The organism is Aeromonas sp. HMWF017 (genome assembly GCF_003061465.1).
In the GTDB taxonomy this organism is placed as follows: Bacteria; Pseudomonadota; Gammaproteobacteria; order Enterobacterales; family Aeromonadaceae; genus Aeromonas; species Aeromonas veronii.
In genome coordinates this window covers 1-19,356 of record NZ_QAJD01000062.1, presented here as the reverse complement: position 1 = coordinate 19,356, position 19,356 = coordinate 1, and the positions used below count along the sequence as shown (strand labels likewise).

The window sequence follows — 19,356 nt, the reverse complement described above, 5'->3', positions numbered from 1 at the left end:
GTGTTGATCCCGGTGGTGATGCGCGATGAGGGGCTCAGCGTGTTATTGACCCGGCGCAGCCCACGGCTGCGTCATCATGGGGGGCAGATCAGCTTCCCCGGCGGGCGACAGGATCCCGGCGACGAAAACCTCATTGCCACGGCGCTGCGGGAGACCGAAGAGGAGCTCGGCATTCCGGCCCGGCTGATCGAAGTGATCGGCACCCTCAACCCGCTCAATACGGTGTCACGATTCGAGGTACTGCCGGTGCTGGGGCTGCTCGATGACAACTATCCCCTTATCCTGAGTCCGGATGAGGTGGATCACGCCTTCGAAGTGCCGCTGACCCATCTGCTGGATCGGCGCAACCACATCCCCCTGACCCTTTCCAGAGGGGGGAAAGCACACACCATCTACTGGATCCCCTGGCAACAGCACTTTATCTGGGGGGCTACCGCCAGCATGATTAACCAGCTAGCCCAGCATCTCGCCAGATAACAATTTACCTACATTTGACTGAGCGAGATTTAATCATTAACACTAAAATAACGTGACAATTGATAAACAATAATTGAATTTTTCTTGTTTTGATCACATTTCCATAAGAAAGTGCGGTTTTTCGTGCCGTAAAGATGAATTTGATCAACATTTTTGATTAGAAAAACCGTATCCTTGCGCCGACTTAATAAGAACCACACATTCGGGGTGAGATAGATGTCAAACACAGTCACTGGCACGCAGGGAGTTGCGGCGTCAACAGAGCAAGGGATCAGCTCTACTCAAACCACTCGTTGGGAAAAACGCGACTCTACCTGGGTCATCAGTCTGTTCGGGACCGCGGTTGGTGCGGGTATCCTGTTCCTGCCGATCAACGCGGGTATGGGCGGGTTCTGGCCGCTGGTCGTCATGGCGCTGCTGGTAGGTCCCATGACCTATCTGGCCCACCGTGGTCTGGCCCGCTTCGTCCTTTCCTCCAAAAAGCCAAACGCAGACATCACCGAAGTGGTGGAAGAACACTTTGGCGTGGGTGCCGGTAAATTAATCACCCTGCTCTACTTCTTCGCCATCTACCCCATCGTGCTGATCTACGGCGTGGGTATCACCAACACCGTGGAAAGCTTCATGGTCAACCAGCTGCAGATGAGTGCTCCGCCGCGCTGGATCCTCTCCATCGTGCTGATCATGGGCATGATGTCGGTGATGCTGGCCGGTGAAAAGCTGATGCTGAAAGTGACCGAGCTGCTGGTTTATCCGCTGATCGCCATTCTGGCCGGTATCTCTTTGTACCTCATTCCGGACTGGACCGGTGCCGCGCTGGAGCAAGTGCCCTCTGCCAAGGATTTCGCCACTACCCTGTGGCTGACCATTCCGGTACTGGTCTTCTCCTTCAACCACAGCCCGGCCATCTCCAGCTTCTCCCTTGCCCAGCGCCGCGACCACGGTGATCAGGCGGTCGAGAAAGCCGATGCCATCCTCAAGCGTACCGCCATGGTGCTGCTGGGCTTCGTGATGTTCTTCGTCTTCTCCTGCGTCATGAGCCTGACACCGGCCCAGCTGGCGGAAGCCAAGGCTCAGAACATCGCCGTGCTCTCCTATCTGGCCAACCAGCATGCCAGCCCCATCATCTCCTACTTCGGTCCGCTGGTTGCGTTCGTCGCCATCGTCTCCTCCTTCTTCGGCCACTATCTGGGTGCCCGTGAAGGTCTGAAAGGGATGATCGTGCAGAACATGCGCAAGTCCGGCAAAGAGCCGAACGCCAAGAAAGTCGAGATGTTCATTATCGCCTTCTTCATCCTGACCCTGTGGGGCACCGCCGTGGCTAACCCCTCCATCCTGGGCATGATTGAATCCTTGGGCGGCCCGATTATCGCCACCATCCTGTTCATCATGCCGATGTACGCCATCAAGCGCGTACCGGCCATGGCGAAGTATCAGGGCCATATCAGCAACGCCTTCGTTGCGACCATGGGGATGATCGCCATCTCTGCCATCCTCTATCAGCTGGTTGGTTAATCTCCGCGACCTGCTCTGATAGCAAAAAAGCCAGCCGAACATTCGGCTGGCTTTTTTTATCTCTGCACATCCTCTACCACCCCATCTGCTGGTCACCCGGACTCGTCATGGCGCCCGCGCGACCTTGACCAGCAACCGGTATGGAATAAATGCGCACTCTGTCACCCCACACCACGTCGATACGCCCCTGCGAAATATCCAACCTTTGCATCGCCCAGAGGTCTTTTCAAGGTGACGGGTATGCAACGGCTAATGCTGTTGCCCTCCCCATCTTTTGCAGAGAGAGACTGGCGTGTATCCAGACAAGGGAAACGGCAGGATCGAACTGCTGCTATCGAATAGACCGGAGACAAATAGACCAGAGACACACAGAGAGGAACTGCCACCAGCGCAAGGGAACTATCTAACATGAGGGCTGGATAACAAGCGGTGAGCGATACCAACACCGCCAGATATATCAAACATCAGCCAATGAACTTGCGACCGGCTCAAGCAGTGATGACGACATTGGCTCATAAAAAACGCCCTCCGAAGAGGGCGCAATATTATCGTGATGTAAACCGCTACCGGCTCACGCCTCGCTGCTGGGCAGCGCGGCAGGTTCCAGCAGGGTTTCATCTTCGGCCATGCAAGCCGCAGCGGTGAACAGCACATCGGTGGAGCTGTTAAGGGCTGTCTCGGCAGAATCCTGCAGCACGCCGATGATAAAGCCGACGGCCACTACCTGCATGGCGATGTCGTTGCCGATACCAAACAGGCTGCACGCCAGCGGGATCAGCAGCAAAGAGCCACCGGCTACACCGGACGCGCCACAGGCACTGATGGTGGCAACCACGGAGAGCAGCACGGCCGTTGCCAGATCCACTTCCATCCCCAAGGTATGTACCGCCGCCATGGAGAGTACTGTGATGGTGATGGCCGCCCCCGCCATATTGATGGTGGCACCCAGCGGGATGGAGACCGCATAGGTATCTTCCGGCAGACGCAGTTTTTCACACAGCGCCATGTTGACCGGAATGTTGGCGGCAGAGCTGCGGGTAAAGAAGGCGGTCACGCCGCTATCTTTGAGGCAGGTCAGCACCAGCGGATAGGGGTTGCGCTTGATCTTCCAGAACACGATCAGCGGGTTGACCACGAAAGCAATAAACAGCATGCAGCCGATCAGCACCACCAGCAGTTGGGCATAGCCAAACAGGGCGTCGAAGCCGGTCTCGGCCAGGGTCGAGGCCACCAGCCCCAGAATACCGAGCGGGGCGCAGCGGATCACCGCTTTCACTATGGTGGAGACACCGTGAGAGAGATCGGTGATCAGCACCTTGGTGCTCTCGTTGGCATGGCGCATGGCGATACCCAGACCAATGGCCCACGCCAGGATCCCGATATAGTTGGCATCCATCAGCGCCTTGACCGGGTTGGTCACCACGTTGAACAGCAGGGTCTGCAGCACCTCGGTGATCCCGCCCGGCGGGGTGATCTCGGCGGTGTTGGCGACCAAATGGAGGTTGGAGGGGAACAGGAAGCTGGCGACCACTGCGACCACGGCCGCAGAGAAGGTGCCAAACAGATAGAGCAGCAGGATCGGTCGCATGTTGGTCTTCTGACCCTGCTTGTGACCGATGATGGCCGCCATGACCAGTACGAATACCAGCAGCGGCGCCACCGCTTTCAGTGCGCCAACGAACAGACTGCCGAGCAGACCAGCCGTTTTCGCCCACTCGGGGGCAAACATCGCCAGCAAGATACCGAAAACCAGACCAACCAGGATCTGGCTGACCAGACTGGTGCTATTGACCAGCCGAAGGAGGGGGTGTTGTTGTGTCATCAAAAAAGTCCCTAAGCACCGTAGTGCATGAATCATGAGTCCTGTCTGCAACCACTCATCGGGAGACCCCTGTCGCCCGAATGTGGTGTCTGTGGCCAGCCTTCTGTCGGGCCGATCCGCCAGTCACCGGATTGCATGACGGAATATCCCATTCGCCATCTTTTTTTTCCAGAGACTCACCAAAAAATATCCCGTTTATATCACAAAAAACTGCAACAAAATCTCAACAGCAGCGCAACCACCCATTTTTGTACGTTTTATCGGCACTCTCTGCTCTCGACTTGGCAACCATTCCTGTGTCATCCGTGACCGGCGTCGCTGTGCTATCATCCCCCCTTTTGCCGCGGAGCCTTGCCATGATCCCATCCCTGCTCAACCAATACTTTGGTTTCTCCACACTCAGGCCAGGCCAGGAGGCGGTGATCAGCCGGGTGCTGGCTGGCCAGAGTGCCGCCGCCATCTTCCCCACCGGCTCCGGCAAGTCCCTCTGCTATCAGCTGCCCGCCCTCGCCCTGCCCCACCTGACCCTGGTGATCTCGCCGCTGCTGGCGCTGATGCACGATCAGCTCGCCTTCCTCAAAAGCAAGGGAATAAGCGCCGCCACCCTCGACTCGAGCCAAAGTCCGGAAGAGAGCCGCAGAGTGATGCAGCAAGCGCTGGATGGGCAGCTCAAGATCCTGATGATCTCGGTGGAGCGGCTCAAGAACGAGCGTTTTCGCCGCTTCATCGAACAAGTGCCGCTCTCGCTGCTGGTCGTCGATGAGGCGCACTGCATCTCGGAGTGGGGCCACAACTTTCGCCCCGACTACCTCAAGCTGCCGAGCTACCGCCATGACCTGAAGATCCCGCAGGTGTTGCTGCTGACCGCTACCGCCACACCAGCGGTTATTCAGGATATGCAGACCAAATTCGGCATCGAGCCTGAAGGAGTTGTAGTCACCGGTTTCTACCGTTCCAATCTTGATCTGGCGGTTATCCCCCTGGCGCCCGACGCGCGGGACGGCTGGCTCGGACGAACGCTAACGCAAGAGCCGGCGGCCCCCACCATCGTCTACGTCACCTTGCAGCACACCGCCGAAGCCTGCGCCGAGCAGCTCATTCGACAGGGGATCAACGCCCGCGCCTACCATGCCGGACTCGACTCGGCGCTGCGCAGCCAGATCCAGCACGACTTCATGGCTGGCAAGGTGGCTTGCATCGTCGCCACCATCGCCTTTGGCATGGGGATCGACAAAGCGGATATTCGGCGGGTCATTCACTACGATCTGCCCAAATCCATCGAGAACTACAGCCAGGAGATTGGCCGCGCCGGGCGGGATGGCCAACCATCACGCTGTATCGTGCTGGCCAACCAGAGCCAGCTGCCGGTGCTGGAGAATTTCGTCTACGGCGATACGCCGGATTTGAGTGCCATCCTCCAGCTACTTGCCCTCATCAAGCAGAGCGGGAGCGAGTGGGAATTCACTCTGCTGCGCCTCTCCAACGACACCAATATCCGCCAGTTGCCCCTTAAAACCCTGCTGGTCTATCTGGAGATGGCTGGCATCATCACCCCGGCCTACAGCTACTACGCCGACTACCGCTTCAAGTTTGTGCTGGATAAAGACGAGATAGTGACTCGCTTCAATCCGGATCGTCGCCAGTTTCTGGAGCAACTGTTCGCCTGCGCCCCGCAAGCGCGCAGCTGGTGCACCATGGACTTTGACGCCCTCTGGCAGGGCTATCAGGGAGAGCGACAGCGGGCCGTTGCGGCGCTCGACTACCTGCAACAGCAAGGCTGGATCGAGCTTGAAAGCAAACAGATGACCGAGGTCTACCGGATCACCCGTCAGGAATGGGATAACGAGCAGGAAGCAAAAGCCCTGCACGCCCTGTTCCTGCAAAAAGAACAGAGTGAGCTGGCCAGACTGCAAGCCATGCTCGACTTTTTCACCTCAAGTGAGTGCCTGAGCCACCGCCTCGCCCGCTATTTCGCAGATGGAGCTGCACCGGTTCATTGTGGCCACTGTTCGGTTTGTCGCAGCGAGGTGGCACATCTCCCGCCCCTACCCTCACTGACCATGCCAAACGAGGCGGGGATCCGCGCCTGGTGCGATCCGCTGATTGCCAAGACAGGTTCGGTGGATGCTCGTGTTCTGGCCCGTTTCCTGTGCGGCATCACCACACCGCTGACCAGCCGGGTCAAAGCCAAATCGCTAGCGGGCGCAGGCCAACTGGCCGCCCACCCGTTTGCCCGCGTCCTGGCGGCCGTGCAACAAACCTACCCTTGCTAGATGAGTGCTGGCGGCTTCAATAGCCACCAGCAGAAACAAGCGTTTACAGACACAGAAAAAGAAGACCCTCGCGGTTGCGAGGGTCAAGCCAACGGAAACGTGCTTAAACAGAGCTTGGTGAGGCAACAGTCAACTCTCTTGCTAAAGCGTCTTGCTGCTCACACATCGCCAATCTAGGGCACTCAATATGTAGCGTCAATGTAAAAATTAGAGCCAAAACTCCAAACAAAGTGATTTACGTTGACGTTCACGTAATGACATTCTCATCCATAACCCCGCCAACCCGCAGCCCCATTGCCTTTCGTCAAACCCCTTAATCTTTTCGCAATAAGTTCCCTCTTTCCCATAAACATTTATTTTTTATGTCTTTGACATTTACCTCACTATCGTGGCAAAAATAATTTAACAGTCAGTAACATAGCGGTGTTGTTGACTGACCCTCCCCGCACAAGGATCGGGCAGGTTTCTTCAGAATTTAACCTATCAACCGTGATGGATTACTGGAGTCTGTTGACTAGGCTTTAAAAGCGCACAACACAAAAGCAGTCATCCACTTTTTTCAGGGTAAGCGACTATAACGAGGGCAAAGTTATGGGCATATTCGAGCATTACCAACAGCGATATGAAAAAGCGAGAGAAGAGGAATATACCATCCAGGAGTTCCTGGATATGTGTAAGCAGGACAAAGCCTGCTACGCCTCCGCAGCCGAACGTCTGCTGACCGCCATCGGTGAGCCGGAGATGGTAGACACCTCAGCCAACCCCAGACTGAGCCGACTCTTCTCCAACCGCGTCGTGGCACGCTATCCCGCCTTCAAGGATTTCTACGGGATGGAAGAGGCCATCGAACAGATCGTCTCCTATCTCAAACACTCCGCCCAAGGGTTGGAGGAGAAGAAACAGATCCTCTATCTGCTGGGCCCCGTTGGCGGCGGTAAATCCTCGCTGGCAGAGAAACTCAAATCCCTGATGCAGAAGGTGCCCATTTATCGCATCAAGGGCTCACCGGTCAACGATCACCCCTTCTGCCTGTTCGACATCGAAGAGGATGGGGAGATCCTGGAAAAAGAGTACGGCATCCCGCGCCGTTACCTGCGTCCCATCATGTCCCCCTGGGTGGCAAAACGCCTGCACGAGTTTGGAGGCGACATCACCAAGTTCAAGGTGGAGAAGGTCAACCCCTCCATCCTCGATCAGATTGCCATCGCCAAAACGGAACCGGGTGATGACAACAACCAGGATATCTCCTCACTGGTCGGCAAGGTCGACATCCGCATGCTGGAGCACTTCGCCCAGGATGATGCCGATGCTTACTCCTACTCGGGTGCGCTGTGTAAAGCGAACCAGGGTGTGATGGAGTTTGTGGAGATGTTCAAGGCACCCATCAAGGTGCTGCACCCGCTGCTGACAGCAACTCAGGAGGGGAACTACAACGGCACCGAGGGGCTCTCCGCCCTCCCCTTTGACGGCATTCTGCTGGCCCACTCCAACGAATCCGAGTGGCAGCAGTTCCGCAACAACAAAAACAACGAGGCCTTCCTCGACCGGGTCTACATCGTCAAGGTGCCTTACTGCCTGCGCGTCTCGGAAGAGGTGAAGATCTACGAGAAGCTGCTGATCAACAGCGAATTGACCGAAGCCAAGTGCGCCCCGGGTACCCTCGAGCTGCTGGGCCAGTTCTCGGTGCTGTCACGGCTGAAAGAGCCGGAGAACTCCAGCATATACTCCAAGATGCGGGTCTATGATGGCGAAAGCCTGAAAGACACCGATCCCAAGGCGAAGAGCTATCAGGAGTATCGCGACTACGCAGGGGTAGACGAAGGGATGAATGGTCTCTCTACCCGCTTTGCGTTCAAGATCCTCTCCCGCGTCTTCAACTTCGACCACGCGGAAGTGGCCGCCAACCCAGTACACCTCTTCTATGTGCTGGAGCAGCAGATCGAGCGCGAGCAGTTCCCGCAAGAGCTGCACGATCGCTACCTTGAGTTCATCAAGGGCTATCTGACCCCGCGCTATGTGGAGTTCATCGGCAAGGAGATCCAGACCGCCTATCTCGAGTCCTACTCCGAGTACGGTCAGAACATCTTCGATCGCTACGTCACCTACGCCGACTTCTGGATCCAGGATCAGGAGTACCGTGACCCCGAAACCGGCCAGCTGTTTGATCGGGCTTCGCTCAACAGCGAGCTGGAGAAAATTGAAAAACCCGCCGGGATCAGCAACCCGAAAGATTTCCGTAACGAAATCGTCAACTTCGTGCTGCGTGCCCGGGCCAACAATGCAGGCCGTAACCCCAACTGGACCAGTTACGAGAAGCTGCGCACCGTGATCGAGAAGAAGATGTTCTCCAACACGGAAGAGCTGCTGCCGGTTATCTCCTTCAACAGCAAAACCTCGGCCGAGGAGCAGAAGAAGCACGATAACTTTGTCGAACGGATGATGGAGAAAGGCTACACCCGTAAACAGGTGCGACTGCTCTCCGAATGGTATCTCAGGGTACGCAAGTCATCCTGACCCTGACTGTTCAAGGGGGAGTTATGGCGCATTTTATCGACCGCAGGCTCAACGGCAAAAACAAAAGCGCTGTCAATCGGCAGCGCTTCATTCGCCGCTACAAGAAGCAGATAAAACAAGCGGTCTCGGATGCTGTCTCCAAGCGCAGCATTCAGGACGTAGACAAGGGCGAGAGCATCAGCATCCCGACCAAGGATATCGGCGAGCCCCATTTTCATCAGGGGCACGGCGGTAAACGGGAGATGGTGCATCCCGGCAATGATCAGTTCGTCTCCGGCGACAAGATTGACCGCCCCAAAGGAGGGGGCGGTGGACAGGGTTCCGGCGAGGGACAAGCATCCAATCAGGGGGAAGGAGCGGACGATTTCGTGTTCCAGATCTCCAAGGATGAGTATCTCGATCTGCTGTTTGAAGATCTGGAGCTGCCCAGGCTGCAGAAAACCCAGCTCAATCAGCTGATGGAAGTCAAAACTTACCGTGCGGGCTACACCTCCAACGGGGTGCCTGCCAACATCAACGTGGTGCGTTCCCTGCAAAATTCGCTGGCACGTCGCATGGCGCTGCAAGCAGGCAAGAAACGCCAATTGCATGAACTGGAAGATCGGCTGGCTCTGCTGGCTACCGATCCCAACGAACACTTTGCCGAAATCGCCCTGCTCGAGAAAGAGATCAGGGAGCTGAAACGACGGATCGACGCGGTGCCGTTTATCGATACCTTCGATCTCAAGTTCAACAACTTCGTCAAACGGCCCGTCCCTTCCAGTCAGGCGGTGATGTTCTGTCTGATGGACGTCTCGGGCTCCATGGATCAGGCCACCAAGGAGATGGCCAAGCGTTTCTATATCCTGCTCTATCTGTTCCTGAGCCGGACCTACAAGAACGTCGAGGTGGTCTATATCCGCCACCATACCCAGGCCAAGGAGGTGGACGAACACGAGTTCTTCTACTCCCAGGAGACCGGCGGCACCATCGTCTCCAGCGCCCTCAAGATGATGAATGACATCATCAACGAGCGTTACCCCGCCAACCAGTGGAACATCTATGCGGCGCAGGCGTCGGATGGTGACAACTGGGCCGATGACTCGCCGCAATGCAGGGAGATCCTGGCGCGGGACATCATGCCAAGGGTGCGGTACTACTCCTACATCGAGATCACTACCCGTGCCCACCAGACCCTGTGGCACGAATATGAGTCGGTAGCCAGCCAGTTCCCCCACTTTGCGATGGAGCACATTCGCAAGGTCGAGGATATCTATCCGGTGTTCCGCGAGCTGTTCAAGAAACAAGCGGCGTGAGGAGGTCACATGATCGAAACAGAAAAACGTGTAGCGCCACTGGATGACGGACCAGACTGGAACTTCGAGCTGCTGGAGACCTATCACCAGGAGATCGCTCGGGTCGCCCGTTTCTACAAGCTGGACACCTACCCCAACCAGATCGAGGTGATCACCGCCGAGCAAATGATGGATGCCTACTCCAGCGTCGGCATGCCTATCGGCTATCAGCACTGGTCGTTCGGCAAGCGCTTTATCCATACCGAGCGCAACTACAAGCGCGGCCAGATGGGGCTGGCCTACGAGATCGTCATCAATTCCGATCCCTGCATCGCCTACCTGATGGAGGAGAACACAATGCCGATGCAGGCACTGGTGATGGCACACGCCTGCTACGGTCACAACTCCTTCTTCAAGAACAACTACCTGTTCAAGGCGTGGACCGATGCCTCTTCCATCATCGACTACCTGCTGTTTGCCAAAAAATACATCACCGAGTGTGAAGAGAAGCACGGCATCGAGGCGGTGGAACAGCTGCTCGACTCCTGCCATGCCCTGATGAACTTCGGGGTGGATCGCTACAAGCGTCCCCAGAAGATCTCCATGGCCGAGGAGAAGCGGCGTCAGAAGGCACGGGAAGACTATCTGCAGACTCAGGTCAACGAGCTGTGGCGAACCCTGCCCAAGCAGCATAAAGCCGCTGGGGTGGAAGACAGGCGCTACCCCGCCGAGCCCCAGGAGAACATTCTCTATTTCATCGAGAAGAATGCCCCCCTGCTGGAGCCCTGGCAGCGTGAAGTGGTGCGAATAGTGCGCAAGATAAGCCAGTATTTCTATCCGCAAAAGCAGACCCAGGTGATGAACGAGGGGTGGGCCACCTTCTGGCACTACACTATCCTCAACCACCTCTATGACGAGGGCAAGCTGAGCGATCGCTTCATGATGGAGGTGCTGCACAGCCACACCAACGTGGTCTATCAACCGGCCTACAACAGTCGCTACTACTCGGGGATCAACCCCTATGCGCTGGGGTTTGCCATGTTTACCGACCTGCGCCGCATCTGTGAGAACCCGACCGAGGAGGACAGATACTGGTTCCCCGATTACGCTGGCAGCAACTGGGTGGATACACTGCATTTTGCCATGCAGAACTTCAAGGACGAGAGCTTTATCAGCCAGTTCCTGAGTCCCAAGGTAATGCGCGACATGAAGCTGTTCGCCATTGATGACGATGATCTGAAGAACTATCTGAAGGTCTCCGCCATCCACAATGACGAGGGTTACCGTCAGGTGCGCAATACCCTGTCGGCCCAATACAACCTCAGCAATCTGGAACCCAATATTCAGGTGTACAACGTCGCCGTGAAGGGGGATCGCTCCCTCACCCTGCGCTATGTGCCCCACAACCGCATACCCCTTGGCGACTCACGCCATGAGGTGCTCAAACACCTCCATCAGCTGTGGGGGTTTGATGTAGTGCTGGAGCAGGATAACGGCGAGCTGCCGCCCGATATCATAGGTCGTTGCCCGGAGCGCAAACCGGGGATCTGACCCGTGACCCGATATCTCGACGGCCCACTTCGGTGGGCCGTTTTTTATCAGCTTTCGCCTCTACCAGCATCATCGCAGCACAACCCGAACAAACCACAACATTGAAAGAGGCCCGCATGGGGTGCGGGCCTCTTTGCCTTGCGGTCACTCTTTAGTGGTTATCAGTAAAAGGTCTGCTGCTCTGCGGCCATCGCCTTGAGACGGGCACAGGGTGCAAACCGATCGCCATGGCGCTTCAGGTAATACTCCAGACGGCCAACCAGATGATCAATCCCGAGCGTGTCCATGTAGCGGAACGGGCCGCCAAGGAATGGCGGGAAGCCGATACCGAAGATGGCGCCGATATCGCCATCACGGGCCGAGGCCACCACACCGCTATCCAACGCCATGGCCGCTTCGTTGAGCATCAGCAACACGCAGCGCTCGGCGATCTCCTGACGAGCTAGCTTGGCAGACGGCTTGATGCCGAGCACGCCATAGACACTCTCGTCCACCGTCTTCTTGCCCTCTTTGCCAGTCAGCTTGTTGCGCGGTGCTGCCTTGCCATAGAGATAGAAGCCCTTGCCGTTCTTGCGTCCCTTGCGATCATTTTGCAGCAGTTTGTCGAACGCCTTGGGCGCCTGGAACTGCTCGCCGCCCAGCTCTTTCTCGAGGATGGGGGAGATCTTGGCGCCCACATCGATCCCCACCTCATCGAGCAAGGTGATGGGGCCAACCGGGAAGCCAAAGTCCAGCAGCGCGCTGTCCAGCACCTCCACTGGCTCCCCTTCCAGCACCAGTCTTGCCGCCTCGTTCATGTAGGGCGCCAGGATGCGGTTGACGTAGAAACCGGCTTCGTCCTTCACCACGATGGGGGTTTTGCCCTGGGCACGGGCAAAAGCCAAAGTGGTCGCGACCGTCTCGGCACTGGTGCCAGCGTGGGGGATGATCTCCGCCAGCGGCATCTTGTCCACCGGGCTGAAGTAGTGCAGCCCCACGATCCGCTCCGGATGCGCCGCCTCTGCTGCAATCTGGTTGATGGGCAGGGAGGAGGTGTTGGAGGCAAACACTGTGTATTCACCACACTCACGCTCCACATCCTTCACCATCTGGTGCTTGAGCGCGAGATCTTCAAACACCGCCTCCACCACCATGTCGACCCGGTGGAAACCGGAGTAGTCGAGGGTGCCGGTCAGCAGGCTCATCTGTTTCTCAAGCTCGCTGCGCAGGATGTGACGGCGTTTGAGCTTCTTGGCCAGAATGTCATAGCTGTAGCGCATGGCATTGCCGATCCCGCTGCTTGCCACATCCTTGATCCGCACCGGTACGCCCGCCTTGGTGGCGGTGACGAACGCGATGCCGCCGCCCATCAGACCACCGCCCAGCACGGCGGCATGGGCCACCTTGCGCGGCTCGGCCCCTTGATAGGTAACCTCTTTCTTCATCTCGGTGGTGGCAAAGAAGATGGAGCGCAGGGCGGCAGACTCAGCAGTCATCACCAGCTCACCAAAGTGGCGGGATTCGGCGGCCAGACCGGCCTTCATCCCCTCCTCCACGCCGATGCGCACTACGTCCAGGATCCGCTCCGGCGCCGGATAGTTGCCGCGGGTCTTGGCTTTCACCCCCTTGCTGGCCTGATCGAACAGCACCTTGCGACCCAGTTTGTTGGTCTCCAGCACCTTGCCCTGCAGATCCCGTTTCAACTGATGGCGCGGTTTGCCCTTCTTGGCCAGCTTGATAGCAGCATCCAGCAAGATTGACGGCGGCACCACATCGTCCACCAGCCCCAATTTCTTGGCCTGTTTGGCCCGAACCTGCTTACCGGTCAGCATCAGATCCAGCGCCTTGGCCACCCCGATAAGGCGCGGCAGGCGCTGGGTACCGCCAGAACCCGGCAGCAGACCGAGCTGAACTTCCGGCAATCCCAGCACAGATTTGCCGTGATCGGTCACCACCCGACCATGACAGGCCAGCGCCAACTCCAGCCCGCCTCCGAGGCAGGGGCCGTGAATGGCGGCGATCACCGGAATGGTCAGCCCCTCGATCTCGGCAAAGATCTCCTGCCCTTCTCGTGACAGGGTCTCGGCATCCTTGGCACTGGTGCAGGCGGCCAGCATGGTGATATCAGCACCAGCGATGAAGGAGTCCTTCTTGCCGGAGGTGATCACCAGACCGATCAAATCCTTGTTGCGTTTTACCTCGTCCAGTACGGAGCGGATCTCCTCGACAAAGGCGGCCTTGAGAGTATTCATGCTCTCGCCCGGCACATCCATGGTGAGGATGCCGATGCCATCTTTGCGAACATCCAGGGAAAAAGTCTTAGCGCTCATTATTCAACCTCCAACACCATAGCCACGCCCAATCCACCCGCCGCACAGGCGGTGTTGAGCCCCAGTCCCCCGCCGCGACGACGCAGCTCGTGCAGGGTCTGGGTGATCATCCGCGCACCGGTCGCGGCAAAGGGATGGCCATAGGCCAGCGAACCACCGAGGACGTTGAACTTCTCCATGTCCACCTCGCCGATGGCCTGATCGCGGCCCAGCTTGTCACGGGCAAACTCGTGGCTGGCAAACATCTTGAGGTTGGCCAGAGTCTGGGCGGCAAAGGCTTCGTGCATGTCGATCAGGGTCAAATCGCTGAGCGTGATGCCGGCTCTGTCCAGCGCCAGCGGCGTGGCATATGAAGGACCCATCAGCATGTCTTGCCAGACATCAATGGCCGAGAAGGCGAAGCTGCGGATATAACCAAGCGGCTCGAGGCCCAGCTCTTTCGCCCGACCTTCGCGCATCAGCAACACTGCGGCGGCGCCATCGGTCAGCGGCGTGGCGTTGGCCGCAGTCACTGTGCCATGAACCCGGTCAAACACCGGCTTGAGCTTGGCGTAGCTCGCCAAGTCCGAGCTTTCACGGATATTGTTGTCCCGCTCCAGCGGTGACTTGTAAGGCGGTACATGGGCAGTAAACACCTCGCCGCTGAGCTTGCCATCAGCCCAAGCCTGCGCGGCCAGGGTGTGGGAGCGATGAGCCAACGCATCTTGCACCTCGCGGCTGATCTGGTGGCTCTTGGCCATCTGCTCGGCGGTCTGCCCCATGGAGAGGCCAGTGGAGTATTCCGCCACCGCAGGCGGCACCGGCAGCAGATCCTTGACCCTCAATGTCCGCAGAATATTGAAGCGCTGCTGCAGATTGCGCGCCTTGTTGAGATCCACCAGGGCGCGAGCCAGCTTCTTGCTCACCCCGATAGGCAACACGGAGGAGGAGTCAGCACCGCCGGCGATGGCGATGTCTACGGTACCGGCCATGATGGATTCGGTGACGTTGGCCACCGCCTGAAAACTGGTGGCGCAGGCGCGGGAGACGCTATAGGCATCGGTATTGACGCTCATGCCGGTACCGAGCACGATCTCGCGGGCAATATTGGGGGCTTCCGGCATCTGAACCACCTGACCAAACACCAGCTGGTCGATAAGCTTGGGATCGAGATCGGTACGGGCGAGCATCTCGCTCACCACCAGTTTGCCGAGATCGACTGCAGGCACGCCATGAAAGGCGGTAGCCTGCTTGGCAAAGGGGGTACGCAGCCCCGCCACGACGGCAATCCGTTCGCCCTGGCGAGTCGTCAGTTTCAATGGCTGTTTCATCCTGGCTCCTTGGTTTAAAAGGCAGAGGTCTGACCTCATTGCGCCACATCTTAACAATCCAATCACAAGTTTCATACAGCTGATTGAAACTAAATTAAGCGCGGCAAGGCCCCTTTGCTCGCCCTTGGGAAGCAACTGGAGTATAAAAAGATCAACTTCCATAAAAACAACGGGTTTATCGCATGGCAGCGGCCGAGTTCAGAGCACTTAGGGACTATCTTGGCAGTCAGGTCCTGGGGCAGGAGGAGCTAATAGAAGGGCTCCTGATTGCCCTGTTATGTGAAGGACATGTGTTAATCGAAGGGGACCCTGGGCTGGCCAAAACCCGCGCCGTCAAGGCGCTCGCCGGCGCCGTCGAAGGGCGCTTTGCCCGTATCCAGTTCACCCCCGACCTGCTTCCCGCCGATCTCACCGGTAGCGAGGTGTTTCACCCGCAGGATGCCAGTTTTGTTTTCCAGCCAGGCCCCCTCTTCAACCATCTGGTGCTGGCAGACGAGATCAACCGGGCGCCGGCCAAGGTGCAATCAGCGCTGCTGGAGGCCATGGCCGAACACCAGATAACCGTGGGCAAAAAGAGCTGGCGGCTGCCACCTCTCTTTATGGTCGCCGCCACCCAGAATCCCATCGAGCAGGAGGGAACCTATCCCCTGCCGGAGGCCCAGCTCGACCGCTTTCTGCTCAAGCTGATGGTGGATTACCCGAGCCCCACCATGGAGCTCGCCATCTTGCAGCTCAACGCCAGCGGCGAACAACTTGGCGCGGCGCCAGTGACTTTGAGTCAGACCAGCTTGCAACGTGCTCGCAGCGAAGTGCTGGCGGTGACCATGCAAAGCCGACTGGAGCACTATCTGGTGGAGTTGGTCTGCGCCACTCGCCCGGGCAGCGGCCTGTGCCCTGCCCTTGAGCCATTGATTGCCGTGGGGGCCAGCCCCCGCGCCACGTTGGGGCTGGCTCGCTCTGCCCGTGCCCGTGCCTGGCTTGCCGGACGAGATTATGTGCTGCCGGAAGATATCCAGCTGCAAGCCTATCCGGTGCTGCGCCACCGCCTTATCCCCAGCTATCAGGCACTGGCCGACAATCTGGATAACGATATCCTGATCGCTCAACTGCTGGATCAGGTGCCATGCCCCTAGAACCCGGTCTGCATCCCGATATCGCCCTGTCGCTGCCACGGCTGCTCAATATCCGGCTCTGGGCCAATGCCAGAGCTAAGCCGATAACAGGCCGAAGCAGCAGCGAACGCGGCAAACCGGGCCGCTCTCCCGGACTCACATTTCGGGAGCTGCGCGCCTATCAGGCTGGTGACGAGGTACGCCATATCGACTGGCGAGTGACGGCGCGCCTCGGTCGTCCCTATACCCGCCTCTATAGCGAGGAGCTCGATCAGGCGCACTGGCTGCTGCTCGATCTCTCTCCCGCCATGTATTTCGGCTCCACGCTGCAGCTCAAGGCGCGTCTGGGATGCGAGCTGGCAGCAGCCCTGATCTGGCAAGGGGAGAAGCAGCACAACACCCTGATCTGCCACGGGCTTATCCCCCATCACCAGAGCCAGCGCGGCAGCGTGCTGCCTCTGCTCGAATCCCTCTGCCATCACTATCAGCAAGGGCTGGCCCGCCGGGCGATTTCTCACTCGCTGGCCGACACCTTGTCCGGCGTGAAGCTGCCTCACGGTGCCAAGCTGACGATCATCACCGATCACAGACCCTGCGAGTCTGTGCTCTGTCAGCAATTGCAACTGCTCTCCCGCCGCCACGATATTCACTATTGGCAGATCCGCGACCCCCTCGAGGCAGCCCTTCCCCCTGACGGCCAGCTGCCAGTGACTATCGATCGGCCAGGGCAGCACTATCAGGGCTGGCTGGATGGGGGCCATGCCGGTTTCTCCCACCGCTACCGACAAGCTGCCGAGCAGCAGCTGGCCTACGGCAAGCAGTTGCTGTTGCCATTGGTGCAGCGCCTCTACCTGCTCGATAACAGCCAGACGCTGCAACAGCAGTGGCAGGAGGGGTTATGTCATCAGGGATGAACTCCTCCACCGACGTCGACATTACCAGCCCAGCCTCCGATGCCATCACTCCGCAGCTGGCCGCCCTGATGCGAGACATCCACCCGGGGGCGGATCTGATTGAACAGAGTCTTGACCCCAGGGTGCAGGCGCTACTGTGGCTATTGGTCACAGGGTTATTGCTGCTGCTGATCGTCCTGATTGCCCGCAGGGTGATACGTTACCGCCACTGGTGTCGTCAGCTGGAGGGAGATCCGGCACTGCTGGTGGCACGCATACAGGAGGCCCTGCGTCATGAAGCACTGCAACGCTGGCCCGAGGCGCGCCAGCTGCAGGGAGAGACGTGGCTCGCCTTCGTCGATCGTCACGGCGGCAGCGATTTCAGCCAGTTCTCGTCTCACTGGAGCAGTTGGCTCTATGGCAGCCAGAAGCCGAGCAGCGAGCAGAGCGAACAGCTTCGGCAACATTATCGCCGCTGGGGTCAGACCCTCTTCTTGCAACGCTCTCCCCGCTCGGGGCGTAAAGCCGCACGGAGGCATTCATGATCCTGGCCTGGCCATGGTTTGCGCTGGCGCTGGTGCTGCCCTTGCTGGTGCGATTCGGCTTGCCGCCCCTGCGCCGCGGTTATCTGGCTCATCCCGGGTTTGCGCTGCTGCGCCCTCAGGCCGGATTGCCGCTCTGGCGGGCCATGCTGCTCTGGTGCGCTCTTATTCTCACCCTCTGCCGCCCCCAGTGGTGGGGGGAACCGGTGATCCAATATGAAGGGAGTCGGGATCTGCTGCTGGCAGTGGATCTGTCAGACAGCATGCGCACCCCTGATATGCTCGATAACGGCGAGCAGCAAGCTCGGTTGACGGCGGTGCGCCAGCAGATCAAGGCGCTGATTGCCAAACGGGCCGGAGACAGGGTGGGCCTCATCGTATTTGCCGATCACGCCTACCTGCTCTCTCCCCTCACTCAGGAGATCCCGGCGCTGTTGACCTTGAGCGACGAGCTCGATTTTGATCTGGTCGGCCGAACCACCGCCCTTGGCGAAGCCATCCAGCTGGCACGTCAGCATGGGGATCCGGGTCGCCCCACCGCCCTGCTGCTGGTCACTGATGGCCGCAATACCGCAGGCAGTGCCGACCCACTGCAGGAGGCCAAACTCGCCGCAGCGCAGGGAATACGGATCTACACGCTGGGGGTCGGGGCCGATCCCGATACCTTTATCCAACCCTACGATGAGGCGGGCAGCGGTCAGGCCGATCCCAGCAGCGAACTGGACGAACCGCTCCTGAAAGAGCTGGCAAAAACAGGACAGGGGCGCTATTTCAGGGCGCGAACCCAAAGCGATCTCGATGCCATCAACGCGACTCTCAATGCCCTTGAACCTGCCCCCATGCCGATTGCCCAGTACCAGCCGGTGATCGAGCTCTACCCCTGGCCGTTGGCACTGCTTTGTGGCTTGTTGCTTCTGCCGTCAGGGCACGGCAGGCTGGAGTTTCGCATGGTGCGTAGCTGGCTGACACGAGGTGCACGCAGATGGAGCTGATCTTGCTCCGCCCCCTGTGGCTGATCGCACTCATCCCCTGGCTCTGGCAAGGGTGGCACCGTCGTCGCCGGCCCCCGCTGCTCGCACCAGCGATGCAGGCTTATCTGCTGCCAGCATCCCGTCCTCAGCGCCCCTGGCTCTGGCTGGCAACCCTGCCCGTGATTTTGGCCCTGAGTGGACCGGCACTGCGCGGTGAGCTGCAACAGCAGCCTGCAGCACCGCTCGATATCTGGCTACTGGACTTGTCACGCTCGATGACCGCCACCGATCTCAAACCGGATCGGGCAACCCGGGTCAGATGGCAATTACAGCAGCTGCTGAGCCGCGCCAAGGGCGAACGCATTGCGCTGATCCTCTACGCAGGCGATGCCTACCTCGCCATGCCGCCAACCCGGGATCATCAAGCCCTTTCGCTGCTACTGCCCGACTTGCGCCCCGATATCATGCCGCTGCAGGGCAGCAACCCGGCACGGGCGGTGGAACTTGCCATAAAGCAGCTGGCCCCTGGAGAACAAGCGCGTCTGCTGCTGATCACCGACGACCTCACCCAGAATCAGATGACCAAAATCGCCGCCCTGTGGCCCTGCCAGCAACGCCTTCTTTGCCGCGACACCCAGTCGGCACGCCTCGATATTCTGCTTGCCAGCAGCGGTCAACCGGCCCCGATGCCCGCCATTCCGGCCAATGAGTTGGGGTTTGCCACCCGCATGCCCGCGCAGTTGCCCGCCCCCGATAGTCAGGCCATTGCCGCACTGGCCAATCGCCTCGGCGG

Annotated in this window: 14 protein-coding genes; 11 read left to right on the top strand and 3 right to left on the bottom strand. The window is 58.7% G+C overall.

Annotated elements, in window-relative coordinates:
- Both DBR30_RS05500 and DBR30_RS05495 read left to right on the top strand, forming a co-directional pair.
- The coding region (locus DBR30_RS05500) for a CoA pyrophosphatase (protein ID WP_108588227.1) at positions 1-477 on the top strand (477 nt) is incomplete at its 5' end.
- Between the two features lie 216 nt (positions 478-693).
- Positions 694-1,992, top strand: a complete 1,299-nt coding sequence (locus DBR30_RS05495) for a serine/threonine transporter (RefSeq protein ID WP_108541408.1) — start codon at positions 694-696, stop codon at positions 1,990-1,992.
- Positions 1,993-2,563: 571 nt separating this feature from the next.
- On the opposite strand, the gene sstT is transcribed toward DBR30_RS05495, so the two are convergent.
- Positions 2,564-3,814 (bottom strand): serine/threonine transporter SstT, encoded by a 1,251-nt coding sequence (sstT, locus tag DBR30_RS05490; protein WP_108541409.1) that lies wholly within the window; start codon positions 3,812-3,814, stop codon positions 2,564-2,566.
- A gap of 356 nt (positions 3,815-4,170) precedes the next feature.
- On the opposite strand from sstT, the gene DBR30_RS05485 reads away from it, so the two are divergent.
- The 4 genes from DBR30_RS05485 (at position 4,171) to DBR30_RS05470 (ending at position 11,426) form a co-directional block, all read left to right on the top strand.
- Positions 4,171-6,087, top strand: a complete 1,917-nt coding sequence (locus DBR30_RS05485; RefSeq protein ID WP_108541410.1) for a RecQ family ATP-dependent DNA helicase — start codon at positions 4,171-4,173, stop codon at positions 6,085-6,087.
- Between the two features lie 591 nt (positions 6,088-6,678).
- The gene (locus DBR30_RS05480; RefSeq protein WP_005333223.1) at positions 6,679-8,601 is read left to right on the top strand and encodes a PrkA family serine protein kinase; all 1,923 of its coding nucleotides are present in this window, start codon (positions 6,679-6,681) and stop codon (positions 8,599-8,601) included.
- Between the two features lie 23 nt (positions 8,602-8,624).
- Positions 8,625-9,896, top strand: a complete 1,272-nt coding sequence (locus DBR30_RS05475; RefSeq protein WP_005360363.1) for a YeaH/YhbH family protein — start codon at positions 8,625-8,627, stop codon at positions 9,894-9,896.
- A gap of 9 nt (positions 9,897-9,905) precedes the next feature.
- Entirely contained in the window at positions 9,906-11,426 is a 1,521-nt protein-coding gene (locus DBR30_RS05470; RefSeq protein WP_108541411.1) for a SpoVR family protein, read from the top strand.
- Positions 11,427-11,587: 161 nt separating this feature from the next.
- On the opposite strand, the gene fadJ is transcribed toward DBR30_RS05470, so the two are convergent.
- Both fadJ and fadI read right to left on the bottom strand, forming a co-directional pair.
- The gene (fadJ, locus tag DBR30_RS05465; RefSeq protein ID WP_108541412.1) at positions 11,588-13,735 is read right to left on the bottom strand and encodes a fatty acid oxidation complex subunit alpha FadJ; all 2,148 of its coding nucleotides are present in this window, start codon (positions 13,733-13,735) and stop codon (positions 11,588-11,590) included.
- Positions 13,735-15,045, bottom strand: coding sequence for an acetyl-CoA C-acyltransferase FadI (fadI, locus tag DBR30_RS05460; RefSeq protein WP_108541413.1), 1,311 nt, complete (start codon positions 15,043-15,045; stop codon positions 13,735-13,737). The genes fadJ and fadI overlap by 1 nt, the downstream gene beginning before the upstream one ends.
- A 182-nt stretch (positions 15,046-15,227) precedes the next feature.
- Between fadI and DBR30_RS05455 the strand changes: the two genes are divergently transcribed.
- From DBR30_RS05455 to DBR30_RS05435, 5 genes are all read left to right on the top strand, one after another.
- Positions 15,228-16,178 carry an AAA family ATPase gene (locus DBR30_RS05455; protein WP_108588226.1) on the top strand — a complete coding sequence of 317 codons (951 nt, stop codon included), beginning with the start codon at positions 15,228-15,230 and terminating at the stop codon, positions 16,176-16,178.
- Positions 16,169-17,071, top strand: a complete 903-nt coding sequence (locus DBR30_RS05450; protein WP_108588225.1) for a DUF58 domain-containing protein — start codon at positions 16,169-16,171, stop codon at positions 17,069-17,071. Before DBR30_RS05455 ends, DBR30_RS05450 begins: the two co-directional genes overlap by 10 nt.
- The gene (locus tag DBR30_RS05445) at positions 17,056-17,595 is read left to right on the top strand and encodes a DUF4381 family protein (RefSeq protein ID WP_108541116.1); all 540 of its coding nucleotides are present in this window, start codon (positions 17,056-17,058) and stop codon (positions 17,593-17,595) included. Before DBR30_RS05450 ends, DBR30_RS05445 begins: the two co-directional genes overlap by 16 nt.
- The gene (locus DBR30_RS05440; protein WP_108541115.1) at positions 17,592-18,584 is read left to right on the top strand and encodes a VWA domain-containing protein; all 993 of its coding nucleotides are present in this window, start codon (positions 17,592-17,594) and stop codon (positions 18,582-18,584) included. The genes DBR30_RS05445 and DBR30_RS05440 overlap by 4 nt, the downstream gene beginning before the upstream one ends.
- A partial coding sequence (locus tag DBR30_RS05435; RefSeq protein ID WP_146181360.1) for a vWA domain-containing protein occupies positions 18,575-19,356 on the top strand: 782 nt, incomplete at its 3' end. The genes DBR30_RS05440 and DBR30_RS05435, both read left to right, overlap by 10 nt.

Excerpts from the sequence above, each read along its gene's own strand:
- DBR30_RS05495 (WP_108541408.1), top strand. The coding sequence starts at position 694 with ATGTCAAACACAGTCACTGGCACGCAGGGAGTTGCGGCGTCAACAGAG.
- sstT (WP_108541409.1), bottom strand. The coding sequence starts at position 3,814 with ATGACACAACAACACCCCCTCCTTCGGCTGGTCAATAGCACCAGTCTG.
- DBR30_RS05485 (WP_108541410.1), top strand. The coding sequence starts at position 4,171 with ATGATCCCATCCCTGCTCAACCAATACTTTGGTTTCTCCACACTCAGG.
- DBR30_RS05480 (WP_005333223.1), top strand. The coding sequence starts at position 6,679 with ATGGGCATATTCGAGCATTACCAACAGCGATATGAAAAAGCGAGAGAA.
- DBR30_RS05475 (WP_005360363.1), top strand. The coding sequence starts at position 8,625 with ATGGCGCATTTTATCGACCGCAGGCTCAACGGCAAAAACAAAAGCGCT.
- DBR30_RS05470 (WP_108541411.1), top strand. The coding sequence starts at position 9,906 with ATGATCGAAACAGAAAAACGTGTAGCGCCACTGGATGACGGACCAGAC.
- fadJ (WP_108541412.1), bottom strand. The coding sequence starts at position 13,735 with ATGAGCGCTAAGACTTTTTCCCTGGATGTTCGCAAAGATGGCATCGGC.
- fadI (WP_108541413.1), bottom strand. The coding sequence starts at position 15,045 with ATGAAACAGCCATTGAAACTGACGACTCGCCAGGGCGAACGGATTGCC.
- DBR30_RS05455 (WP_108588226.1), top strand. The coding sequence starts at position 15,228 with ATGGCAGCGGCCGAGTTCAGAGCACTTAGGGACTATCTTGGCAGTCAG.
- DBR30_RS05450 (WP_108588225.1), top strand. The coding sequence starts at position 16,169 with ATGCCCCTAGAACCCGGTCTGCATCCCGATATCGCCCTGTCGCTGCCA.
- DBR30_RS05445 (WP_108541116.1), top strand. The coding sequence starts at position 17,056 with ATGTCATCAGGGATGAACTCCTCCACCGACGTCGACATTACCAGCCCA.
- DBR30_RS05440 (WP_108541115.1), top strand. The coding sequence starts at position 17,592 with ATGATCCTGGCCTGGCCATGGTTTGCGCTGGCGCTGGTGCTGCCCTTG.